Origin of the sequence: Lentisalinibacter sediminis (genome assembly GCF_040706615.1) — a bacterium.
Classification (GTDB): domain Bacteria; phylum Pseudomonadota; class Gammaproteobacteria; order Steroidobacterales; family Woeseiaceae; genus Lentisalinibacter; species Lentisalinibacter sediminis.
Genome location: NZ_JAPDRF010000007.1, coordinates 249,367 through 267,504, shown reverse-complemented (window position 1 = coordinate 267,504; position 18,138 = coordinate 249,367). Strand labels below are relative to the sequence as shown.

15 protein-coding genes are annotated in these 18,138 nt (G+C 63.4%); 12 read left to right on the top strand and 3 right to left on the bottom strand.

Going from position 1 to position 18,138, the window contains the following annotated elements; genetic code table 11:
- The first annotated feature begins 183 nt into the window (after positions 1 to 183).
- Positions 184 to 1,830 carry a two-component system sensor histidine kinase NtrB gene (locus ACJMKX_RS16210; protein WP_405227752.1) on the top strand — a complete coding sequence of 549 codons (1,647 nt, stop codon included), beginning with the start codon at positions 184 to 186 and terminating at the stop codon, positions 1,828 to 1,830.
- A gap of 1 nt (position 1,831) precedes the next feature.
- Positions 1,832 to 3,169 carry a sigma-54-dependent transcriptional regulator gene (locus ACJMKX_RS16205; protein WP_405227750.1) on the top strand — a complete coding sequence of 446 codons (1,338 nt, stop codon included), beginning with the start codon at positions 1,832 to 1,834 and terminating at the stop codon, positions 3,167 to 3,169.
- Between the two features lie 40 nt (positions 3,170 to 3,209).
- Here ACJMKX_RS16205 and ACJMKX_RS16200 read toward each other — a convergent pair whose 3' ends face one another.
- Positions 3,210 to 3,917, bottom strand: a complete 708-nt coding sequence (locus ACJMKX_RS16200) for a class I SAM-dependent methyltransferase (protein ID WP_405227749.1) — start codon at positions 3,915 to 3,917, stop codon at positions 3,210 to 3,212.
- 168 nt (positions 3,918 to 4,085) lie between these two features.
- Here ACJMKX_RS16200 and ACJMKX_RS16195 point away from each other — a divergent pair, with 168 nt between their 5' ends.
- The 10 genes from ACJMKX_RS16195 (at position 4,086) to zapD (ending at position 14,950) form a co-directional block, all read left to right on the top strand.
- Complete coding sequence (locus ACJMKX_RS16195) at positions 4,086 to 5,036, top strand: glycosyltransferase (protein WP_405227747.1); 951 nt, start codon at positions 4,086 to 4,088, stop codon at positions 5,034 to 5,036.
- Positions 5,033 to 5,434, top strand: a complete 402-nt coding sequence (locus tag ACJMKX_RS16190; RefSeq protein ID WP_405227745.1) for a GtrA family protein — start codon at positions 5,033 to 5,035, stop codon at positions 5,432 to 5,434. The genes ACJMKX_RS16195 and ACJMKX_RS16190 overlap by 4 nt, the downstream gene beginning before the upstream one ends.
- Positions 5,431 to 7,266: a hypothetical protein gene (locus ACJMKX_RS16185; protein WP_405227743.1), complete on the top strand. Its 1,836-nt coding sequence runs from the start codon at positions 5,431 to 5,433 to the stop codon at positions 7,264 to 7,266. Before ACJMKX_RS16190 ends, ACJMKX_RS16185 begins: the two co-directional genes overlap by 4 nt.
- Before the next feature lie 852 nt (positions 7,267 to 8,118).
- Positions 8,119 to 8,631, top strand: coding sequence for a pilin (locus ACJMKX_RS16180; protein ID WP_405227741.1), 513 nt, complete (start codon positions 8,119 to 8,121; stop codon positions 8,629 to 8,631).
- Positions 8,632 to 8,734: 103 nt separating this feature from the next.
- A complete protein-coding gene (locus ACJMKX_RS16175) occupies positions 8,735 to 9,232 on the top strand; it encodes a pilin (RefSeq protein ID WP_405227740.1) in 498 nt (165 codons plus the stop codon).
- A gap of 215 nt (positions 9,233 to 9,447) precedes the next feature.
- Positions 9,448 to 11,172: a type IV-A pilus assembly ATPase PilB gene (gene pilB, locus ACJMKX_RS16170; RefSeq protein WP_405227738.1), complete on the top strand. Its 1,725-nt coding sequence runs from the start codon at positions 9,448 to 9,450 to the stop codon at positions 11,170 to 11,172.
- A gap of 47 nt (positions 11,173 to 11,219) precedes the next feature.
- A complete protein-coding gene (locus ACJMKX_RS16165) occupies positions 11,220 to 12,434 on the top strand; it encodes a type II secretion system F family protein (protein WP_405227736.1) in 1,215 nt (404 codons plus the stop codon).
- Positions 12,435 to 12,495: 61 nt separating this feature from the next.
- On the top strand, positions 12,496 to 13,383 hold the full coding sequence (locus ACJMKX_RS16160) for a prepilin peptidase (RefSeq protein ID WP_405227734.1): 888 nt from the start codon (positions 12,496 to 12,498) through the stop codon (positions 13,381 to 13,383).
- A gap of 7 nt (positions 13,384 to 13,390) precedes the next feature.
- Entirely contained in the window at positions 13,391 to 14,032 is a 642-nt protein-coding gene (coaE, locus tag ACJMKX_RS16155; protein ID WP_405227732.1) for a dephospho-CoA kinase, read from the top strand.
- A gap of 114 nt (positions 14,033 to 14,146) precedes the next feature.
- Complete coding sequence (gene zapD / locus ACJMKX_RS16150; protein ID WP_405227730.1) at positions 14,147 to 14,950, top strand: cell division protein ZapD; 804 nt, start codon at positions 14,147 to 14,149, stop codon at positions 14,948 to 14,950.
- A gap of 7 nt (positions 14,951 to 14,957) precedes the next feature.
- Here zapD and mutT read toward each other — a convergent pair whose 3' ends face one another.
- Both mutT and secA read right to left on the bottom strand, forming a co-directional pair.
- On the bottom strand, positions 14,958 to 15,389 hold the full coding sequence (gene mutT / locus ACJMKX_RS16145; protein ID WP_405227728.1) for an 8-oxo-dGTP diphosphatase MutT: 432 nt from the start codon (positions 15,387 to 15,389) through the stop codon (positions 14,958 to 14,960).
- Positions 15,368 to 18,121, bottom strand: a complete 2,754-nt coding sequence (gene secA / locus ACJMKX_RS16140) for a preprotein translocase subunit SecA (RefSeq protein WP_405227726.1) — start codon at positions 18,119 to 18,121, stop codon at positions 15,368 to 15,370. The genes mutT and secA overlap by 22 nt, the downstream gene beginning before the upstream one ends.
- Positions 18,122 to 18,138 lie beyond the last annotated feature (17 nt).

Genomic DNA, 18,138 nt, shown 5'->3' with positions numbered 1-18,138 from the left:
GTTCGTCCGGACTGTCAGTTGGGAGACGCGGGCCGGTTTCTGCGTTCTGGTTCGCGGCCGCCCGCGGAAGAGGTGCGTATTGTGGGGCAAAGGTCGAGGATTGGCAAAGCCCCGTCAGAAGGCGGGTTCCACTACAATTCGGCCCCAACAGACATGTAGGAGGGCCTTCAGGCCCGACCCGATATGGCAGAAAACGCGGCAGACACCCAAGGGAATCCGGTGCCGGAGGCGGCCGCCGGCGCCACGTCGGAACTGGGCCGGCGAGTGCTCGGCACGCTCGCCGCCTTCCGCCTGTTCATCGCCGCTGCCTCGCTGCTGGCCTTCTTCGTCGACACCGACCCCCGACTGGTGGGCGCCGAGCAACCGGCACTGTTCGCCGGCACTGCCGCCGCCTACCTGATGGTGGCGGCGTTCACGCTGATGGGGCTGCGCCGCACGGTGGCCGGCCTGCAGATCTACGCCCAGATCTCCATCGACGTGATCGCGATCCTGCTGCTGATGTACGCCAGCGGCGGCGTCTCCAGCGGCCTCGGCGGTCTGCTCATCGTCTTCGTCGGCGGCGGCAGCCTGGTGATGCCCGGCCGGCTGTCCCTGTTTTTCGCCGCCGTGGCTGCCATCGGCATCCTGTTCAGCCAGATGATCTCGGTGTTGCGCGGCGCCGCGTTCGCCGACGGCTACCCGGCGGCCGGCATCCTCGGCGCCGTGATCTTCATCGTGGCGCTGGCGGCGCGGCCGCTGGCGCGGCGCATCCAGGAGAGCGAGGAACTCGCCCACCAGCGGGGCGTGGACCTCGCCAACATGGCCGAGCTCAACAACTACATCGTCCAGCACCTGCGCGAGAGCATCGTGGTGATCGACGCCGACGACCGGGTGCGGCTCATCAACGAGTCCGCCGCGCACCTGCTGCGTGCAGATAACTTCTCGCCCGGCATGAAGCTCGCGATGCTCTCGCCGGAACTCGACCGCCACGTGCGCGCCTGGCGCATGGTGGACCGGGAGGGCCCGCCGCCTGAGTTCACCATGACCGACCCCGAAGGCGGCACACCCATCCTCGTGCACCTCGCTCCTTTCGGCCGCACCGGCAAGGGCCGCGGACCGGTGCTGGTGTTCCTGGAGGACGCGAGCCTGCTCGCCGAGCGGGTGCAGCAATCGAAGCTCGCCTCGCTGGGCCGCCTCTCCGCCAGCATCGCGCACGAGATTCGCAACCCGGTGGGCGCCATGAGCCACGCGGGGCAACTGCTGCAGGAGTCGCCGGCCATCTCGGAGGAGGAGAAACGGCTGATCGAGATCATCCTCTCCCACTCCGACCGGGTCAGCCACATCATCGACAACATCCTCCAGCTCTCCCGCCGCGACACCAGCCAGCCCGAGCGCTTCGCGCTGGGCCCGTGGCTCGAGGACTTCACGCAGGAGTTCGCCAAGACGCTGCAGCTCAACGAGGGCGAGCTCACCGTCGAGCCCGGCGACGACCTGGAGGTGCGCATGGACCGCAGCCACCTCCGCCAGGTGCTCTGGAATCTCTGCGACAATGCGGTGAAATACGCCAGCGAGACCGGCGGCATCGAGGTGATACTGCGCACCGGCCGCGTGGAACCGGGCGACCGCCCCTATCTGGAAGTTCTTGACCGGGGTCACGGTGTGGAGACCGGCACCATCGATAAGATCTTCGAGCCCTTCTTCACTGCGCGACAGGGAGGGACAGGGCTCGGTCTGTATATTTCGCGGGAATTATGTGAACTGAACCGGGCCACGCTCTCGTACCGGCCGCGCGATGGCGGAGGCAGCGTATTCCGCATCGTGTTCGCGGACCCGAACCGCTGGCAGAGCTGACATGACGACAGACGTACAGGCACTGGTGGTCGACGACGAGCCGGACATCTGCGAACTGCTCGCGATGACCCTGAACCGCATGGACATCGCCACCGAGACGGCAGGCGACGTCGCCTCGGCCAAGCAGAAGCTCCGTGGCGGCGACTTCGACCTCTGCCTCACCGACATGCGGCTGCCAGACGGCGACGGACTCGAGCTGGTGGAATGGATGCAGAGCCACACGCCGGGCGTGCCGGTGGCCATGATCACGGCCCACGGCAGCGTGGAGACCGCCGTGCAGGCGCTGAAGCTCGGCGCCTTCGACTTCGTCTCCAAGCCCCTGGACGTCAAGGATCTCCGCAATATCGTCGGGGCCGCCATCCGGCTGGGCGCCGCCGGCGGCGACACCGCCCGGGAGCTGCTCGGCCGCTCCGCCGCCATCGACCGGGTCCGGGACATGATCGCGCGGGTCTCGCGCAGCCAGGCGCCCGTGCACATCTGCGGCGAGTCCGGCACCGGCAAGGAACTGGTCGCCCGCATGATCCACGAGTCCGGGCCGCGCAAGGACGGTCCCTTCGTGCCGGTGAACTGCGGCGCCATCCCGGCCGAACTCATGGAGAGCGAGTTCTTCGGCCACAAGAAAGGCAGCTTCACCGGCGCCGTGACGGACAAGAAGGGGCTCATCGAGACGGCCGACGGCGGCACCCTCTTCCTGGACGAGATCGCCGATCTCCCGCTGGCCATGCAGGTGAAACTGCTGCGCTTCATCCAGGAGAAGACCATCCGGCCCGTCGGCGCGCCGCGGGAGGTGGCGGTGGACGTGCGGATCCTCAGCGCCACCCACCGGGACCTGGCAGCCATGGTCGCCGGCGGCGAATTCCGCGAGGACCTCTTCTACCGCATCAACGTCATCGAGCTGCGCGTCCCGCCCCTGCGTGAGCGCACCGAGGACATCCCGCTGCTGGCCGAGGCCATCCTCGCCCGCTTCGCCCGGGAGTCCGGCGGCGAGCCGGCGCAGCTGACGCCCGGCGCCCTGGAAGCCCTGTGCGGCTACGCCTTCCCGGGCAACGTTCGCGAACTGGAGAACATCCTGGAGCGGGCGGTGACCCTGTCGCCGAACGGCATCATCGACAGCGGCGATCTGCAGCTGCGCCCGGCCGTGGCGTCGTCGAAAGAGGGGGCGGCGGCAGCGGCGGCAGCGCGCGCCGAAGCGCTGGGCGACCAGCTAGAGGACGTTGAGCGCCAGGCCATTGTGGAGGCGCTGGAGAAGACCCGTTACAACAAGACGGCGGCGGCGAAGCTGCTGGGGCTGACCTTCCGGCAGCTCAGGTATCGGATCAAGAAGCTGAATATCGATTGATGGGGCAGGCAGAGGCGGGATTTCGGCGCTCAATCGCCGATCAGCCTTCCCTGTCTTCCCGATAGAAGAAGTCGCGGCCGACACGCTCGCAGATCGCGTTCTCCGGCACTGGCATGATCTGGCGCAGGAAGCTGTGCTCGTACGGGAAAAAGTGCAGATGTGGATTGAACGTAAATCGATACTCCCGTTCTTTCGGCACGACGATGATCAGTCTCCGCCGGCAGATGCGCCGCAACTCGGCAACGGCCGTGCGGATATCGACAACATGTTCCAGCACATGGGTACAGATCACCGTGTCGAAGGAACGGTCCTCGAAAGGCAGGCGCTCGACAGCCCCCTCGACGAGCGTAACGCCGGGCAAAACCCGCTCCAGATCGCCGGGAACGACAATATCGACTCCCGTGTGCTGATACGCGTCAGCCGGCACGTTATCGATCAGGTGACGAAGTAGTCCGCCGGCACCACAACCGATATCGACGATACGTCCCGGCAGAAGCTCCGCAGTGATGCGCTCGAGACACGCACGGGAATTATCGGTATCCAGATGCAGCCGCGGCAGATTCACATAGACGGCTTCGTAGTCCGCTTCCGTCAGCCGATGGATGCGTCTGCGAAAATGCTCGAGCTCGGCGACTTTCGCGCCCCAGTAGCGCTCGAACAGCCAGCGCATGAAGGCGCTGTCCCGAAGGATCGGGGGCACCAACTCCTCCAGCACAAAGCGGATACGGTTCGAGGTTTCACGCTTCATCGAATCTCCATGCCAGCCTCCGCGAGCCCGGTAAGCCTTGACGCCTCCGCCGGAATTCGCGGTTGATGGACCAGCTCACAGTTTTATGTTCAATGTTGAGTATACTCTCGGTCGCTCCTGACCCGCCGACGTGCGGAAGTCGTCAGCCGCCATCCGAGAGAGACGGATATGGACCGACTCCAGATCGCCGTTCTGATCCCCTGCCGCAACGAGGCCGCGGCAATCGGGAAGGTCGTGGCCCAGGCCCGCGAGTCGATGCCATCGGCCGAAATCTGGGTATGTGACAACGACTCCACGGATGACACCCGGACGATCGCATCGCAAGCTGGTGCCCGGGTCCTGTCCGAAACCCAGGCCGGAAAAGGCCACGCCGTGCGCCGGCTGTTCGCCGATACAGAGGCGGATATCTATGTGCTTGTGGACGGTGATGGCACTTACGACCTGAGCCGGGCGGGCGAGATGATCGACATGATGATTCATCAGAAGCTCGACCTCGTCACCGGCACGCGGCAGGCGGTCTCCGCTGCCTCGTATCGGCAGGGACACAAGTTGGGTAATCGCGTTCTGACCGGACTGGTTTCGCTGGCCTTCGGCCGCAGGGCGACGGACATGCTTTCCGGCTACCGTGTCATGTCGCGACGTTTCGTAAAGTCCTTCCCTATGCTGAGCGGGGGCTTCGAGATCGAGACCGAGCTGACCGTGCATGCCTTCGAACTCGGTATGCCCCAGGCTGAGCTCGAGACCGAGTATCGGGAACGTGCCAAGGGCTCTGCCAGCAAGCTCAGCACCTACCGCGACGGTATCCGCATCCTTCGCACAATCCTGATACTCGTCAAGGAGGAACGCCCGCTCGCGTTCTTCTCGGGACTCGCCGCCCTGCTGGCCGGCCTGTCAGTGGCACTGGCGGTCCCGGTCATCCAGGAATTTCTCCGCACGGGACTGGTGGAGCGGCTCCCCACTGCCGTTCTCTCGACAGGCATTATGCTGGTGGCCGTGGTCTGCCTCGGTTCCGGACTGATACTCGACACGGTCACCCGCGGGCGGAGAGAGATGAAACGCCTGTCGTATCTCCGGCTACCGGCAGTGGTTGAAGCCGCGTCTCGGCCAACCGGGGAATGATGCAGCGAGACGCAAAGTTTCTGCTTGTTGGGGCTGTTGGCTTCGGAGTAGACATCTCGATTCTCTCCGGACTGACGACCCTGGGTGCAGACCCGATCCTCGCACGCTGCGTCTCGGCTCCCGTGGCAATCACTGCGACGTGGATTCTCAATCGGCTGTTCGTGTTCCGCACGTCAGGCAAGCTGAAGCCGGCAGGAGAATACGCGCGCCACGTAACGATCCAAACCAGCGCTTTCGCGCTGAATATGGCGGCGTACTGGTGGCTGGTTAGCAGGGACGACGCAACGGTAATCAATGCAGTGGTCGCCGCCTGTTTCGGCTCGGCGATCGGATTGATCGTCAACTATGTCGGCTCCAGGTACTGGACCTACGACCTGGGCAGCGGGGCACGGACGTGACGCAGCGGATTCCTCGCCTTCTGATATGGGCCGTGTGTAGCGCAATCGCCGTTTTCCTAGCGCTGCAGTTCCACATCGCCGCGTTCGTGGACGGCGAGTACATCCCCGTCGGCAATGATTCCTTCTACCACGCCAGGCGAATCCTCGATGCCGCCATCGGCGAACGGGGCTTTTATCAGTTCGACGAAATGATTCATGCACCCGAGGGGAGTCTGCTTACGTGGCCCTGGGCGTATGACTACCTGATCGCGAAAGCGCTGCAACTGGCCCTGCTGCTCGAGCCAGCCCTGGACCCTATGAAGTTCGTCGCGAATGTCCCGGTCTTCTGGGTCATCGTCAATGTCGGCTTGCTGACTCTCCTCACGCGGGAACTCGGACTGGCGGTCGAATGGCGCGTGGCCGCCGTATTGGCGCTCGCGCTCTCGCCACTGACCCAGCTCCTGCACGGCCAGGGCATCATCGATCATCACTTCATCGAGATGACCTTCACCCTGCTCGCGGCCTGGCTGGGTGTTAGATTCCTCAACGAACCAGAGAATCGAGCCTCCGCGACGATACTCGGAGTCGCTCTCGGCACGGCGCCGGCCTTTCATGCCAGCCTGTTCATACTGCAGATGCCGCTGGTTGCAGCATTATTTATATGGTGGGTCAAAGGAGGGTCTATCCCGGTCCGAAGCCAGAAATCCCTGGCCACGAGCTTGGTGTTAGCGACCGCTGCCATTCTCTCGGTATCGGAGCCTGTCCACCGCGGGCAATTCAACTTCACCACCCTGTCCTGGTTTCACCTTTATGCAGCCGCGGGGACATGCCTCGTCACCTGCCTCTTCAGCGCCTATACATACACCGTTCGACGGCTCATATGGCTTGCCGGCGTCGTCTTGCTTTTCGTCGCTCCTCTGGTGCCTACGTTAATGGCCGCAAAGGGTTTCATGGCAGGGCAGACGATCGGACTGGAGCGCATCGAGGAGGTCCGAAGCCCGTTCAGCATGTTGATACGCGAAAATGGACTAATTCGCACACTCGGGCTCTACGGCCTTGTGCTGTTGGCAGCTCCGGTCCTCCTGCTCGCATTCCTCTTTCGCAGCCTGCGAGGCCGCAGCCCCGCCGAAATCTATTTCGCGGTTTCTTGTGTCTTCGGATTATCGCTGGCACTGCTGCAGTTTCGCTTTCATCCGTTCGCAGCGGCGGCCTTTAGCGCGGGTCCCGCAGTACTGCTCAGTCCGATTTTGGCGCGCTTGCCGCTGCGACGAGGACTGGCCGCCGCTGTCGTCATCACCGGCGTCTTCATCGCATTCGCGATACCGCTGACGGAGCAACTGTTTGCGCGACACGCTGTCGGCCTTGATCCTCATTACGCCAACACAAGAAAGATTTATAACACGTTGTCTAAAGCCTGCCAGCAGGACCCCGGAGTAGTTCTAGCGGATAGCAACGACGGTCACTACATCCGCTTTCATACCGACTGCAGCGTCATTGTGAACAACTTCCTGTTGACCGCCCAGCATGGGCAAAAGCTGAGTCAGGCCAGGCAGCTCATGCGGCTCAGACCCGCGCAATTGCTTGATCATGAGCTCCCGATCAAATACGTATTCAGCCGGCTGGAATATGTTTATACGAAAGACGACGGCGTCGGAAGGGCAACGACGTTAGAGGAAATTGCCTCGGCCAATCCACCGCTCTTCCTGGAGCTTGCCTTTAGTGAGCCGCCCAAGGGATTCGAGCTCCTCGACGAGATTCGTCTAGAGGATCGGCGTGATCTAGGCTACGCGAGACTCTTCCAACTCGTGCCGAATAAGGCCCGCTCAACCGGCCGCATCGAGAAGTGGAACTAGGGGCGGCGCTCGTACAACCACCATTGCCAACCCGGGTATCCCGAGTACGGAAAAGACTCGATCAGGTCATATGACCGATCATTCAGTGATACAGATGTGGGGCTTCTGCCGCAGGGTCTAGTTCCTGGTCTAGAAAAGATCAGCGGATGTGCGCATGAGTGAGTCTTGATCGAGATATATGAGACGTTTGCTATCTGGACGTTAACCAGCATAGAAGTCCAATAGGACCTTGTTACGAAAACCCTGGTCGCTTGCCACGGTGAACTGCCGCTATCCGTCGACTCGAATAGCCGCTCGACTGCAGCAGTGTAGCGTCCGCCGCCCGAGTCCAGAAGAGCGTGGAGCTGATAGGCATTGCCCGCGACAATCGCACAGATGATCGCGATGCTCGCAATTCTGGCAGGCGTCGATTTATCCCATAAAACACCAAGGAAGATAGCTACCGCAAGGTGGAAGAACGTAACAGCGACAAGAAGTTATCTCGGGAAGAGGAACGGCGGCTGTGATTAAGAGCAACGCCAACGGTATGGCCACCGTGATGGAAAGCAGAACCAGGCCTTGACCATTTGCGTGGACTACGCCGCCACTAAACAAGACCGCCGCTGCAACGGCTACGGAGCGTTGCGGCGAAGGCAACAGTTTAGTGACAAATTTTGTCAGGATCTGACAAGGCTCAGTATCGGCAGACCGTATCCGACTCCCCAAATTGAGTACCACCCTCAACGATAATCAAAGATTATCAAGTGCTTAGGTCTTCCTATCAGGGGTTGGCCTCGATTTTGCATCTATCGTCGCGCCGACGGGACACCGTCACAGGAAATATTCTGGCTATCTCTTTCAAGGGAGAAAGAAATGAAGAAAGTGCAGCAAGGTTTTACCCTTATCGAACTCATGATCGTGGTTGCGATCATCGGCATCCTCGCCGCGATCGCTATTCCGGCTTATCAGGACTACACCATCCGTTCGCAGGTCTCCGAGGGCCTGAACCTCGCGGCGGCTGCGAAGGCGGCTGTGGCCGAATCGTTTTTGAATACCGGCGAGGCCCCAGCAAACCGCACAGTAGCTGGCATGAGCGAAAACGCGGTCGACACCCAAGGCAAGTATGTCGCGTCAGTCAACGTGGAAGGTGGCGATATCGTCATCGTATACGGCAATGATGCTAACGCGAAGATTAACACGGACGCCGCTTCCCCCGACGGTACTACGCTAGTGATCCGTCCCTTCACCACCGTTGATGATTCAATTACGTGGGTTTGTGGTTGGGGCATAACTGGCGTCACTTCTCCGGCAGGCACTGCACTCGGCACTGGCGGTTCGAGCACAGATATCCCCGCGAAATATCTGCCGTCTTCTTGCCGTCCATGAACTAGATACTTGCATGGCGAAAGGCCCCCTCAACGGGGGCCTTTTTGCATCGGTTAGCCAAATCTACATAATTGCGGAATAGATGTAGGCTGGTAGGGCAAGAATGAACAGATCACAGCACGGCTTTACGTTGATCGAGCTAATGATAGTCGTTGCGATCATCGGCATTCTAGCGGCAATTGCCGTCTCCTCGTACCAGACGTATACGATCCGGGCGCAAGTGGCGGACGGATTGAATCTCGCGGCGAATGCCAAGACCCCGATCGTCGATGCTTTCGTCAATAATGGTACGCCACCCTCGAATCGCCTGGCCGCTGGCATGTCCGCGAATGCCACGGATACCGCTAGTAACTACGTTACGGCCGTCGACGTACGTAACGGCACAGTCGAGATCCGGTACGGTAATAGGGCTAATGCTGCGATCGGGGGCGCCTCCCTATTCTTAACGCCGTATGAAACCGGTAATCTGGGCGTTATCTGGATCTGTGCCGATGCAAATCCACCCGATGGTACTGCCCCGATGGGCACGCAAGCCGGTAACCCGGCTTTCATCGGCGACACTACTGTACCCGCCCGTTACCTCCCCACCAATTGCCGCTGACGCCCTTCGGCAATCCGCTAAGTGTCTCTGTATGCCACACGGCACAGACAGAACTTACTGTTTTCTCGGTGATTTGCGGGTACGGGAGCAGAATTTCACAGAGCCCGTTCCTTATTTGTGACGACGCGCACAAAACCAAGTTGATCACCCCCGGCAGATGGGTGAGACTATGGTGCTCCGGGTCGAGCGTAATTTAGGGAGCATCGGCGCAGCCCATGGCCGTAACCGCCTCACAGACTACTTTGTCCGGCCTGCCGCGTAGGCTGGTGCAGGACGGTATTGTCTCCGAAGACGTGGTGAGCCAGGCCTCCGAAGACGCTCGCAATGCCAAGATTTCCCTCGTTGCCCACCTGGTCACTTCCAATCTGGCTGATGCTCGTGCAATAGCCATCGCGGCAGCCCACGAATTCGGGGTCCCACTCCTGGACCTGGACGCCATCGACGTGGATCTGGATACGGTCCGTTCCGTCGACCAGAAACTCCTTAACAAACACCGGGTGATCCCGCTCATCCTGCGTGGCAAGCGCCTCTTCCTCGGTGTCGCAGACCCGACCGATCTGCAGGCCATCGACGAGATCAAGTTCCAGACCGGTCTGCGGGTCGACCCGGTGGTCGTCGAGCAGGACAAGCTGGAGGAGCGGGTCGCCAAGGCGCTGGAAGCCGTCGACACGCGGATGACGGCGTTCGACGATGAGGACTTCGACGATCTCGACAACCTAGAGGTCTCCAGCGGTATCGAGGACGAACAGGACGATATCAGCCGGGACGAGATCGAAGACGCCCCGGTCGTCCGCTTCGTCAACAAGGTACTGCTGGACGCGATCAAGCGGGGCGCCTCGGACATCCACTTCGAACCCTACGAGAAGTACTTCCGCGTGCGGACTCGTCAGGACGGCGTGCTAAAGGAGATCGCCCAGCCGCCGGCGGGACTGGCCGGCAAAGTCTGCGCCCGGCTGAAGGTCATGTCCCGGCTGGACATCGCAGAACGCCGCGTACCCCAGGACGGCCGCATGAAGATGCGGCTGTCGAAGAACCGGGCGATCGACTTCCGGGTGAACACGTGCCCGACGCTGTTCGGCGAGAAGATCGTCCTGCGTATCCTCGATCCGTCCAGCGCCAAGCTGGGCATCGATGCGCTGGGCTACGAACAGCAGCAGAAAGAGCTCTACCTCAAGCACCTGAACAAGCCCTACGGGATGATCCTGGTGACGGGCCCGACCGGTAGCGGTAAGACGGTCTCGCTCTACACGGGACTCAACATCCTCAACACCGAGGATCGGAACATCTCCACTGCGGAGGATCCTGCGGAGATCAACCTGCCGGGCATCAATCAGGTGAACGTCAATCCGAAGGTGGGTCTGACTTTCGCCTCGGCGCTGAAAGCCTTCCTCCGCCAGGATCCCGACGTGATCATGGTGGGTGAGATTCGTGACCTCGAGACCGCGGAGATCGCGATCAAGGCGGCCCAGACGGGCCACCTTGTGCTCTCCACCCTGCATACCAATGACGCGCCGAAGACGCTGACCCGGCTTGTAGACATGGGCGTGAAGCCCTACGCCATCGCCTCCTCCGTGAGCCTGATCATCGCCCAGCGCCTCGCGCGGCGCCTTTGTGACAACTGCAAGGAGCAGAAGGACATCCCCGATGCCGCACTGCTGAAGGAAGGCTTCACCGAGGAAGAGGTAGCAAAGGGCATCACGATCTTCGGTCCCGTGGGCTGCAACCAGTGTACGGACGGCTACAAGGGTCGCCTCGGCATCTTCCAGGTCATGGAGGTCACCGAGACGATCGGCCGTATCATCATGGACGAAGGCAACGCCATGATGATCGCCGAGCAGGCCACCAAGGAAGGCGTCTGGGACCTGCGCCGTGCCGGCCTGCAGAAGGTCATCAACGGTCTGACGGGACTGGAAGAGATCAACCGAGTGACGGTCGAGTGACGAACTCGACCGCAACGTAACGACAGGAACAGTCTGGATACGGAATCATGGCTGAAGCAGCAATCAAGACGACCCCGTTCAACTGGGAAGGCACGGACCGCCGCGGGAACAAGATCAAGGGCAAGACCCTGGCCGCCAGTGAGGCGGCGGTGCGGGCGGAACTCCGCCGACAGGGCGTCGTGCCCAGCCGCATTCGCAAGCAGCAGAAACTTTTCAGTACCGGCTCGAAGATTCAGACGGCAGATATCGCGATCTTCAGCCGCCAGCTCGCCACCATGCTGGCGGCAGGCATCCCGTTGGTGCAGGCCTTCGAGATCGTGGGCAATGGGCACGAGAACGAGGCCATGCAGAAGCTGATCCTCGCGATTAAGGCCGACGTCGAGGGCGGTGCATCGCTGCACGAAGCGCTGGCCAAGCACCCGCTCTACTTCGACGATCTCTTCGTCAACCTGGTGGAAGCCGGCGAGCAGGCGGGCGCTCTCGAGACGCTGCTGGACAAGATCGCCACCTACAAGGAGAAGACGGAGGCGATCAAGAAGAAGATCAAGAAGGCGCTGTTCTACCCCGCAGCCGTGGTCGCGGTCGCGATCATCGTGACGGTGATCCTGCTGATCTTCGTGATCCCGGCCTTCGAGGACCTGTTCAAGGGTTTCGGCGCAGACCTGCCGGGCTTCACGCGCATGGTGGTGGACCTGTCGATCTTCGTGCGCACCAAGGGCTGGCTGCTGCTCATCGGCATCATAGTGGCAGTCGCTGCATTCCTCTATTTCAAGAAGCGATCGCGCGCGATGCGTCACTTCCTCGACCGCCTGAGTCTGAAGCTGCCGGTCATCGGGCCGATCCTCGAGAAGTCCGCCATCGCCCGTTACGCCCGCACGCTGTCCACGATGTTCAGCGCCGGCGTGCCTTTGGTCGAGGCGCTGGAATCCGTATCCGGCGCCTGCGGCAACATCGTCTACGAGGAAGGCGTGATGCGCATGCGCGACGAGGTCGCCACCGGCCAGCGCCTCCAGCAATCCATGGAGAACACGGACCTCTTCCCGAACATGGTCATCCAGATGATCGCCGTCGGCGAGGAATCCGGTCAGCTCGACTCCATGTCGGCCAAGGTCGCTGACTTCTACGAGGAAGACGTGGACGCCGCAGTGGACAGCATGAGCAGCCTGCTGGAACCGCTGATCATGGCCATCCTCGGCGTGCTGGTCGGCGGGCTCGTGGTCGCCATGTACCTGCCCATCTTCAAGATGGGATCGGTGGTCTGACGCGCCGGATCACCGCACTCGCGCGCACTGAATCGCCGACCGGGCCCGCCGGAGCATCCCGATGAGCCTGGTGGAACTCCTCAGCAGCATGCCGGCGGTCTGGCTGACCGTCGTCGGCCTGCTGAGCCTGCTGATCGGCAGCTTCCTGAACGTGGTGATCCTGCGCCTGCCGGTGATGATGGAACGCGAGTGGCGCGCCCAGGCCGCCGCAGTGGAAGGCCGGGAAGAGGGGCCCGCCGAACCGTTCAACCTCGTGGTGCCCCGCTCCCGCTGTCCGCAATGCGGCGCCGCGGTCCGCGCCTGGCAGAACATCCCCATCCTGAGCTACGTGCTGCTGCGCGGCCGCTGCGCCGGATGCTCGGCGTCCATCGGCGTGCGCTACCCCGTCGTCGAAGCCTTCACCGCCCTGGCCTCGGTGCTGGTCGCCTGGCGATTCGGTGTCACGCCGGAGGCTGTCGCGGCGCTCGCCTTCACCTGGACGCTGATCGCCCTGGCCGTGATCGACATCGACCACCAGTTGCTGCCGGACTCACTGACCCTGCCGCTCCTCTGGCTGGGCCTGCTCCTGTCACTGTGGCACGACACGGCCGACGCCACGGTGCTGTTCCAGACGCCGCGCGAAGCGATCATCGGCGCCGCCGCCGGCTACCTCTCACTGTGGTCCGTGTATCACCTGTTCCGCCTCGCGACCGGCAAGGAGGGGATGGGCTACGGCGACTTCAAGCTGCTGGCCGCGCTCGGCGCCTGGCTCGGCTGGCAGATGCTGCCGCTGATCATCCTGCTCTCCGCCGCCGTCGGCGCGGTAGTCGGTATCGCGCTCATGGTCTTCACCCGCCGCGGCCGGGACGTGCCGATTCCCTTCGGTCCCTATCTGGCGGCCGCGGGCTGGATCGCGCTACTGTATGGGCGCGAGATCATCGACGCCTACCTCGGTATGTGGCAGGGCTGAACAGAGCATGACCCGACATCCGGCCGCAGACGACATTCTGCACATCGGCCTGACCGGCGGCATCGCCAGCGGCAAGACGGCCGTCTCCGACATGTTCGCGAAGCTGGGCGCACCGGTCATCGACACGGACCGCATCGCCCGGGAAGTGGTGCAGCCGGGCCGCCCGGCGCTGGCCGAGATCGTCGAAGAGTTCGGCGAGGACGTACTGGACGCCGACGGCAGCCTGGACCGCCGCGCGCTGCGCGAGCGCGTCTTCGCCGAGGACGGTGTCCGCCAGCGCCTGGAGGCGATCACCCATCCGCGCATCCGGGACGAGACGCTGCGGCGCATGCACAACGCCGGCGGCCCGTATCAGGTCATCGTGGTGCCGTTGCTGGTGGAATCGGGTTTCGGCGCACTGGTGGACCGGGTGCTGGTCGTGGACTGCCCGCCGGAGGTGCAGCGCCAGCGGCTGATGGAGCGGGACGGCGAGTCGGCCGAGACCGCCGATGCAATGATGCGTTCCCAGACCGACCGGGAGACGCGGCTGGATGCGGCCGACGATGTGGTGGACAACACCGGCTCGCTGGAAGACACCCGGCGCCAGGTGGAGCACCTGCACAACCGCTACCTGGCTCTGGCGCGAGCGGCCCGCGAGGACGAAGACTGACCGTCGCGATTCGGCGACACCATAGGCGACATCAGAGGCGGCACTGTCGTCGCACAATAGCCTGTCCTGACAGGACATTTGCTCTGGCCGCGTCCGCTGACGCAGAATAGCGGGATGCCGCAAGCTGCCAGAGAAGATACCGCACCCGAAACCGCCACGGCGCCCGTGGAGTACGAGCAGCCGCTGAGCGAGCGCATGCGGACATTCCTGCGGCTGGAGTTCCTCTACCAGCAGACGCTATACCACTGCGAGACCGAGTCCGACTGGGGCACCCGCGCCGCCATCTCGAGCCTGCTGGAGATCACTTCCATCCTCACCCGCGGCGACGTCCGCAGCGAGGTGATGAAGGAGCTGGAGCGCCAGCTGGCGACGCTGGAGGGCTACCGCAGCCAGCCCGGGGTGGACATGGGGCGTCTGCGCACGCTGCTGGGCAACCTGGAGCAGGCCCGCGGCGAGGTCAGCCACACCGGCCCGCACTTCCTGCAGCCGCTGAAGGAATGTGAGTTCCTGAGTTCTATCAAGCACCGCAGTGCCATTCCCGGCGGCACCTGCGAGTTCGACCTGCCCGATTACAGCCACTGGCTGCGCCAGCCCTGGGAACGGCGCATGGAGAACCTCGAGAGCTGGCTGAAGGTGATCCGCCCGGTCTGCGATGCCGTGCTGGAGCTGATGTGGCTGATCCGCGAGAGCGCCATCCCGCAGGCGCGCACCGCGACGGGCGGCATGTATCAGGACACCATCGCGAAGGACAATGCCTGCCGCCTGCTGCGCGTGTCGCTGCCGCCGGGCAGCCCGCTGTTTCCGGAGATCAGCGGCAGCCCCCACCGCTTCACCGTCCGCTTCATGGAGTGGTCGGACATCGACTCCCGCGCGGTACAGACCGGCGGCGACGTAGCCTTCCGCCTGAGCATCTGCTGAAGACGCTCTAGCCGACCCGGTCCCGCAGCAGCGCCTCCAGAACCGGCGCATCGGCCTCCAGCATGTCGTAGTCGAACAGTTCCGCTGCGCTCGCCCAGGCGAGTTCCTGCCGTTCGAGTGCCTGCACGCGGCCGCGCCAGCCGGTCACCAGATGGAAGTCCAGCGCCACGCTGCGTTCGGGGTAGTCGTGCTCCAGCGCCATGAAGCGACGGGCTCCCAGCACCTCGATGCCGATCTCCTCCGCCAGCTCCCGCCGCAGGGCGGCCAGCGGTTCCTCGCCGGGCGCGATCTTGCCGCCGGGGAATTCCCAGCGGCCGGCGCCGTGCTTGCCGGGCTGACGCCGGCTGATCAGGATGCGGCTGTCGCCGTCGCGGAGGATCCCCGCCACCACCTGCAGGCGGGGACGGGGCGCGTCGGTCACGACAGCCGGCCGTGGCACTGCTTGTATTTCTTCCCGCTGCCGCAGGGACAGGGCTCGTTGCGCCCGATCTTGCGGCCCTCGCGCACGAATGTCTGCACCGGCTCGGCCGATGCGCCGCCTCCTCCGCCGCCCGCCACTGCCTCGGCGGCCGCGGCAGACGCCGTCGCCGCCGTCCCGCCGGACGCCAGTGCCGACGCCTGCGCGTGCTGGAACTCCATGGCCTTCTTGGCCCGCTGCTCGGCCTCCATGCGCTCCACCTCTTCCTGGCTGCGCAACCGCACCCGCATCAGGATGCTGATGGTGTCGTGCTTCACCTGCTCGAGCATCTGCCCGAACATCTCGAAGGCCTCGCGCTTGTACTCCTGCTTCGGGTTCTTCTGGGCGTAGCCCCGCAGGTGGATGCCCTGACGGAGGTAATCCATGGCCGCCAGGTGCTCCTTCCAGTGCAGGTCCAGCTGGGAGAGCATGACCTGCTTCTCGAAGCCCCGCATGATGGACTCGCCGATCTCGCCGACCTTTTGCTCGTAGTAGTCTTTCGCGGACTCGACGATGCGGTCGCAGAGCTGGTCCGCGTTCAGGGTCTTCTCTTTCTCCAGCCACTGGACGACGGGCAGGTCGAGCCCGAAGTCGGCGCGCAGCGCCTGCTGCAGGCCTTCCGGATCCCACTGCTCCTCGACGCTGCCCCGCGGGATGAACTCCTGCACCGCCGTCTCCACCACCTCGTCGCGGATGTTCTCCACGGACTCGGCGACGTCGTCGGCCTCCATGAGTTCCGAGCGCTGGTGGTAGACCACCTTGCGCTGGTCGTTGGCGACGTCGTCGTACTCGAGCAGCGATTTGCGGATATCGAAGTTGTGGGCCTCCACCTTGCGCTGGGCCTTCTCGATCTGGCGTGACAGCAGCCCGCTCTCGATGGCCTCGCCGTCGCGCATGCCCACCCGCTGCAGCAGGCTCTTCGTGCGGTTGGGATCGCCGAAGATGCGCATGAGGCTGTCTTCCATGGACAGGTAGAAGCGGCTGGAACCCGGATCACCCTGACGGCCGGAGCGGCCGCGCAGCTGGTTGTCGATGCGCCGGGACTCGTGACGCTCGGTGCCGACGATGTGCAGACCGCCGGCCTCCAGTACCTGGTCGTGCCGCTTCTGCCACTCCGCGACCACGGCCTGGCGCTGCTCGTCAGTGACGTCCTCGCCGAGTTCGGCGAGTTCGGCATCCCTGTTGCCGCCCAGCACGATGTCCGTGCCGCGGCCGGCCATGTTGGTGGCGATGGTAATGGTGCCGGGACGGCCGGCGTCCTCCACCACCTTCGCCTCGCGCTCGTGCTGCTTCGCGTTCAGCACCTGGTGCGGGATCTGCTTCTTCTTCAGCAGGCCGGACAGGAGCTCGGAGTTCTCGATGGAGGTGGTGCCCACCAGCACCGGCTGGCCTCGCTCCCGGCAGTCGACGATGTCCTCGATGATGGCCTCGAACTTATCGCTCTGATTCAGGAACACGAGGTCCGGATGATCCGCGCGGACCATTGGCCGATGGGTGGGAATCACCACCACCTCGAGGCCGTAGATGGACTGGAACTCGAAGGCCTCGGTGTCCGCCGTACCCGTCATGCCGGCAAGCTTCTGGTACATGCGGAAGAAGTTCTGGAAGGTGATCGACGCGATGGTCTGGTTCTCTTCCTTCACCCGCACTCCTTCCTTGGCCTCCACCGCCTGGTGCAGACCGTCGGACCAGCGCCGGCCCGGCATGGTGCGGCCGGTGAACTCGTCGACGATGACGATCTCGCCGTCCTTGACGATGTAGTCGACGTCGCGCTGATACATGGCATGCGCGCGCAGCGCCGCCATCAGGTGATGCATGAGCTTGATGTTGCCGGCGTCGTAGAGACTCTCGCCGGGCTGTATCAGCCCTGCCTTCGTCATCAGCTCCTCGACGTGCTGATGGCCGTCCTCGGTGAGATAGACCTGCTTCGTCTTCTCGTCCGGCATGTAGTCGCCCGGGCCTTCTTCCTCCTCCTGCTTGACGAGCTTGGGCACGAGCTTGTTGATCTTCTCGTAGAGTTCGGTGCGCTCCTCGGAGGGGCCGGAGATGATCAGCGGCGTGCGCGCCTCGTCGATGAGGATGGAGTCCACCTCGTCGACGATGCCGTAGGCGAGCTTGCGCTGGGCCCGGTCCTCGGTGGAGAACGCCAGATTGTCACGCAGGTAGTCGAAGCCGAGTTCGTTGTTGGTGGCGTAGGTGATGTCCGCGCCGTAGGCCTCGCGCTTCTCCGCCGGCGACTGACCGCTGCGGATCACGCCCACCTCGAGCCCGAGGAAGTTGTACACGGGGCCCATCCAGGCCGCGTCACGACTGGCCAGGTACTCGTTCACCGTAACGATGTGCACCCCTTCGCCGGTGAGCGCGTTGAGATAGGCCGGCAGGGTCGCGACCAGCGTCTTGCCCTCGCCGGTTTTCATCTCCGCGATCTTGCCCTCGTGCAGCACCAGCCCGCCGATCAGCTGCACGTCGAAGTGGCGCATGCCCACCGTGCGATCGGCCGCCTCGCGCACGGCGGCGAAGGCCTCGGGGATGAGGCTGTCCAGCTTGTCGCCGTTGGCGAGACGCTCGCGCAACGCCGGCGTCATGGCCGCGAGTTCCTCGTCGCTCTTGTTGCGGTACTCGTCTTCCAGCGCGTTGATGGCCTTGACGAGCTTCGAATACGATTTGACCAGACGCTCGTTGCGACTGCCGAATATCTTTGTGAGAAATGCCACTGGGTTATCCGTCCTGA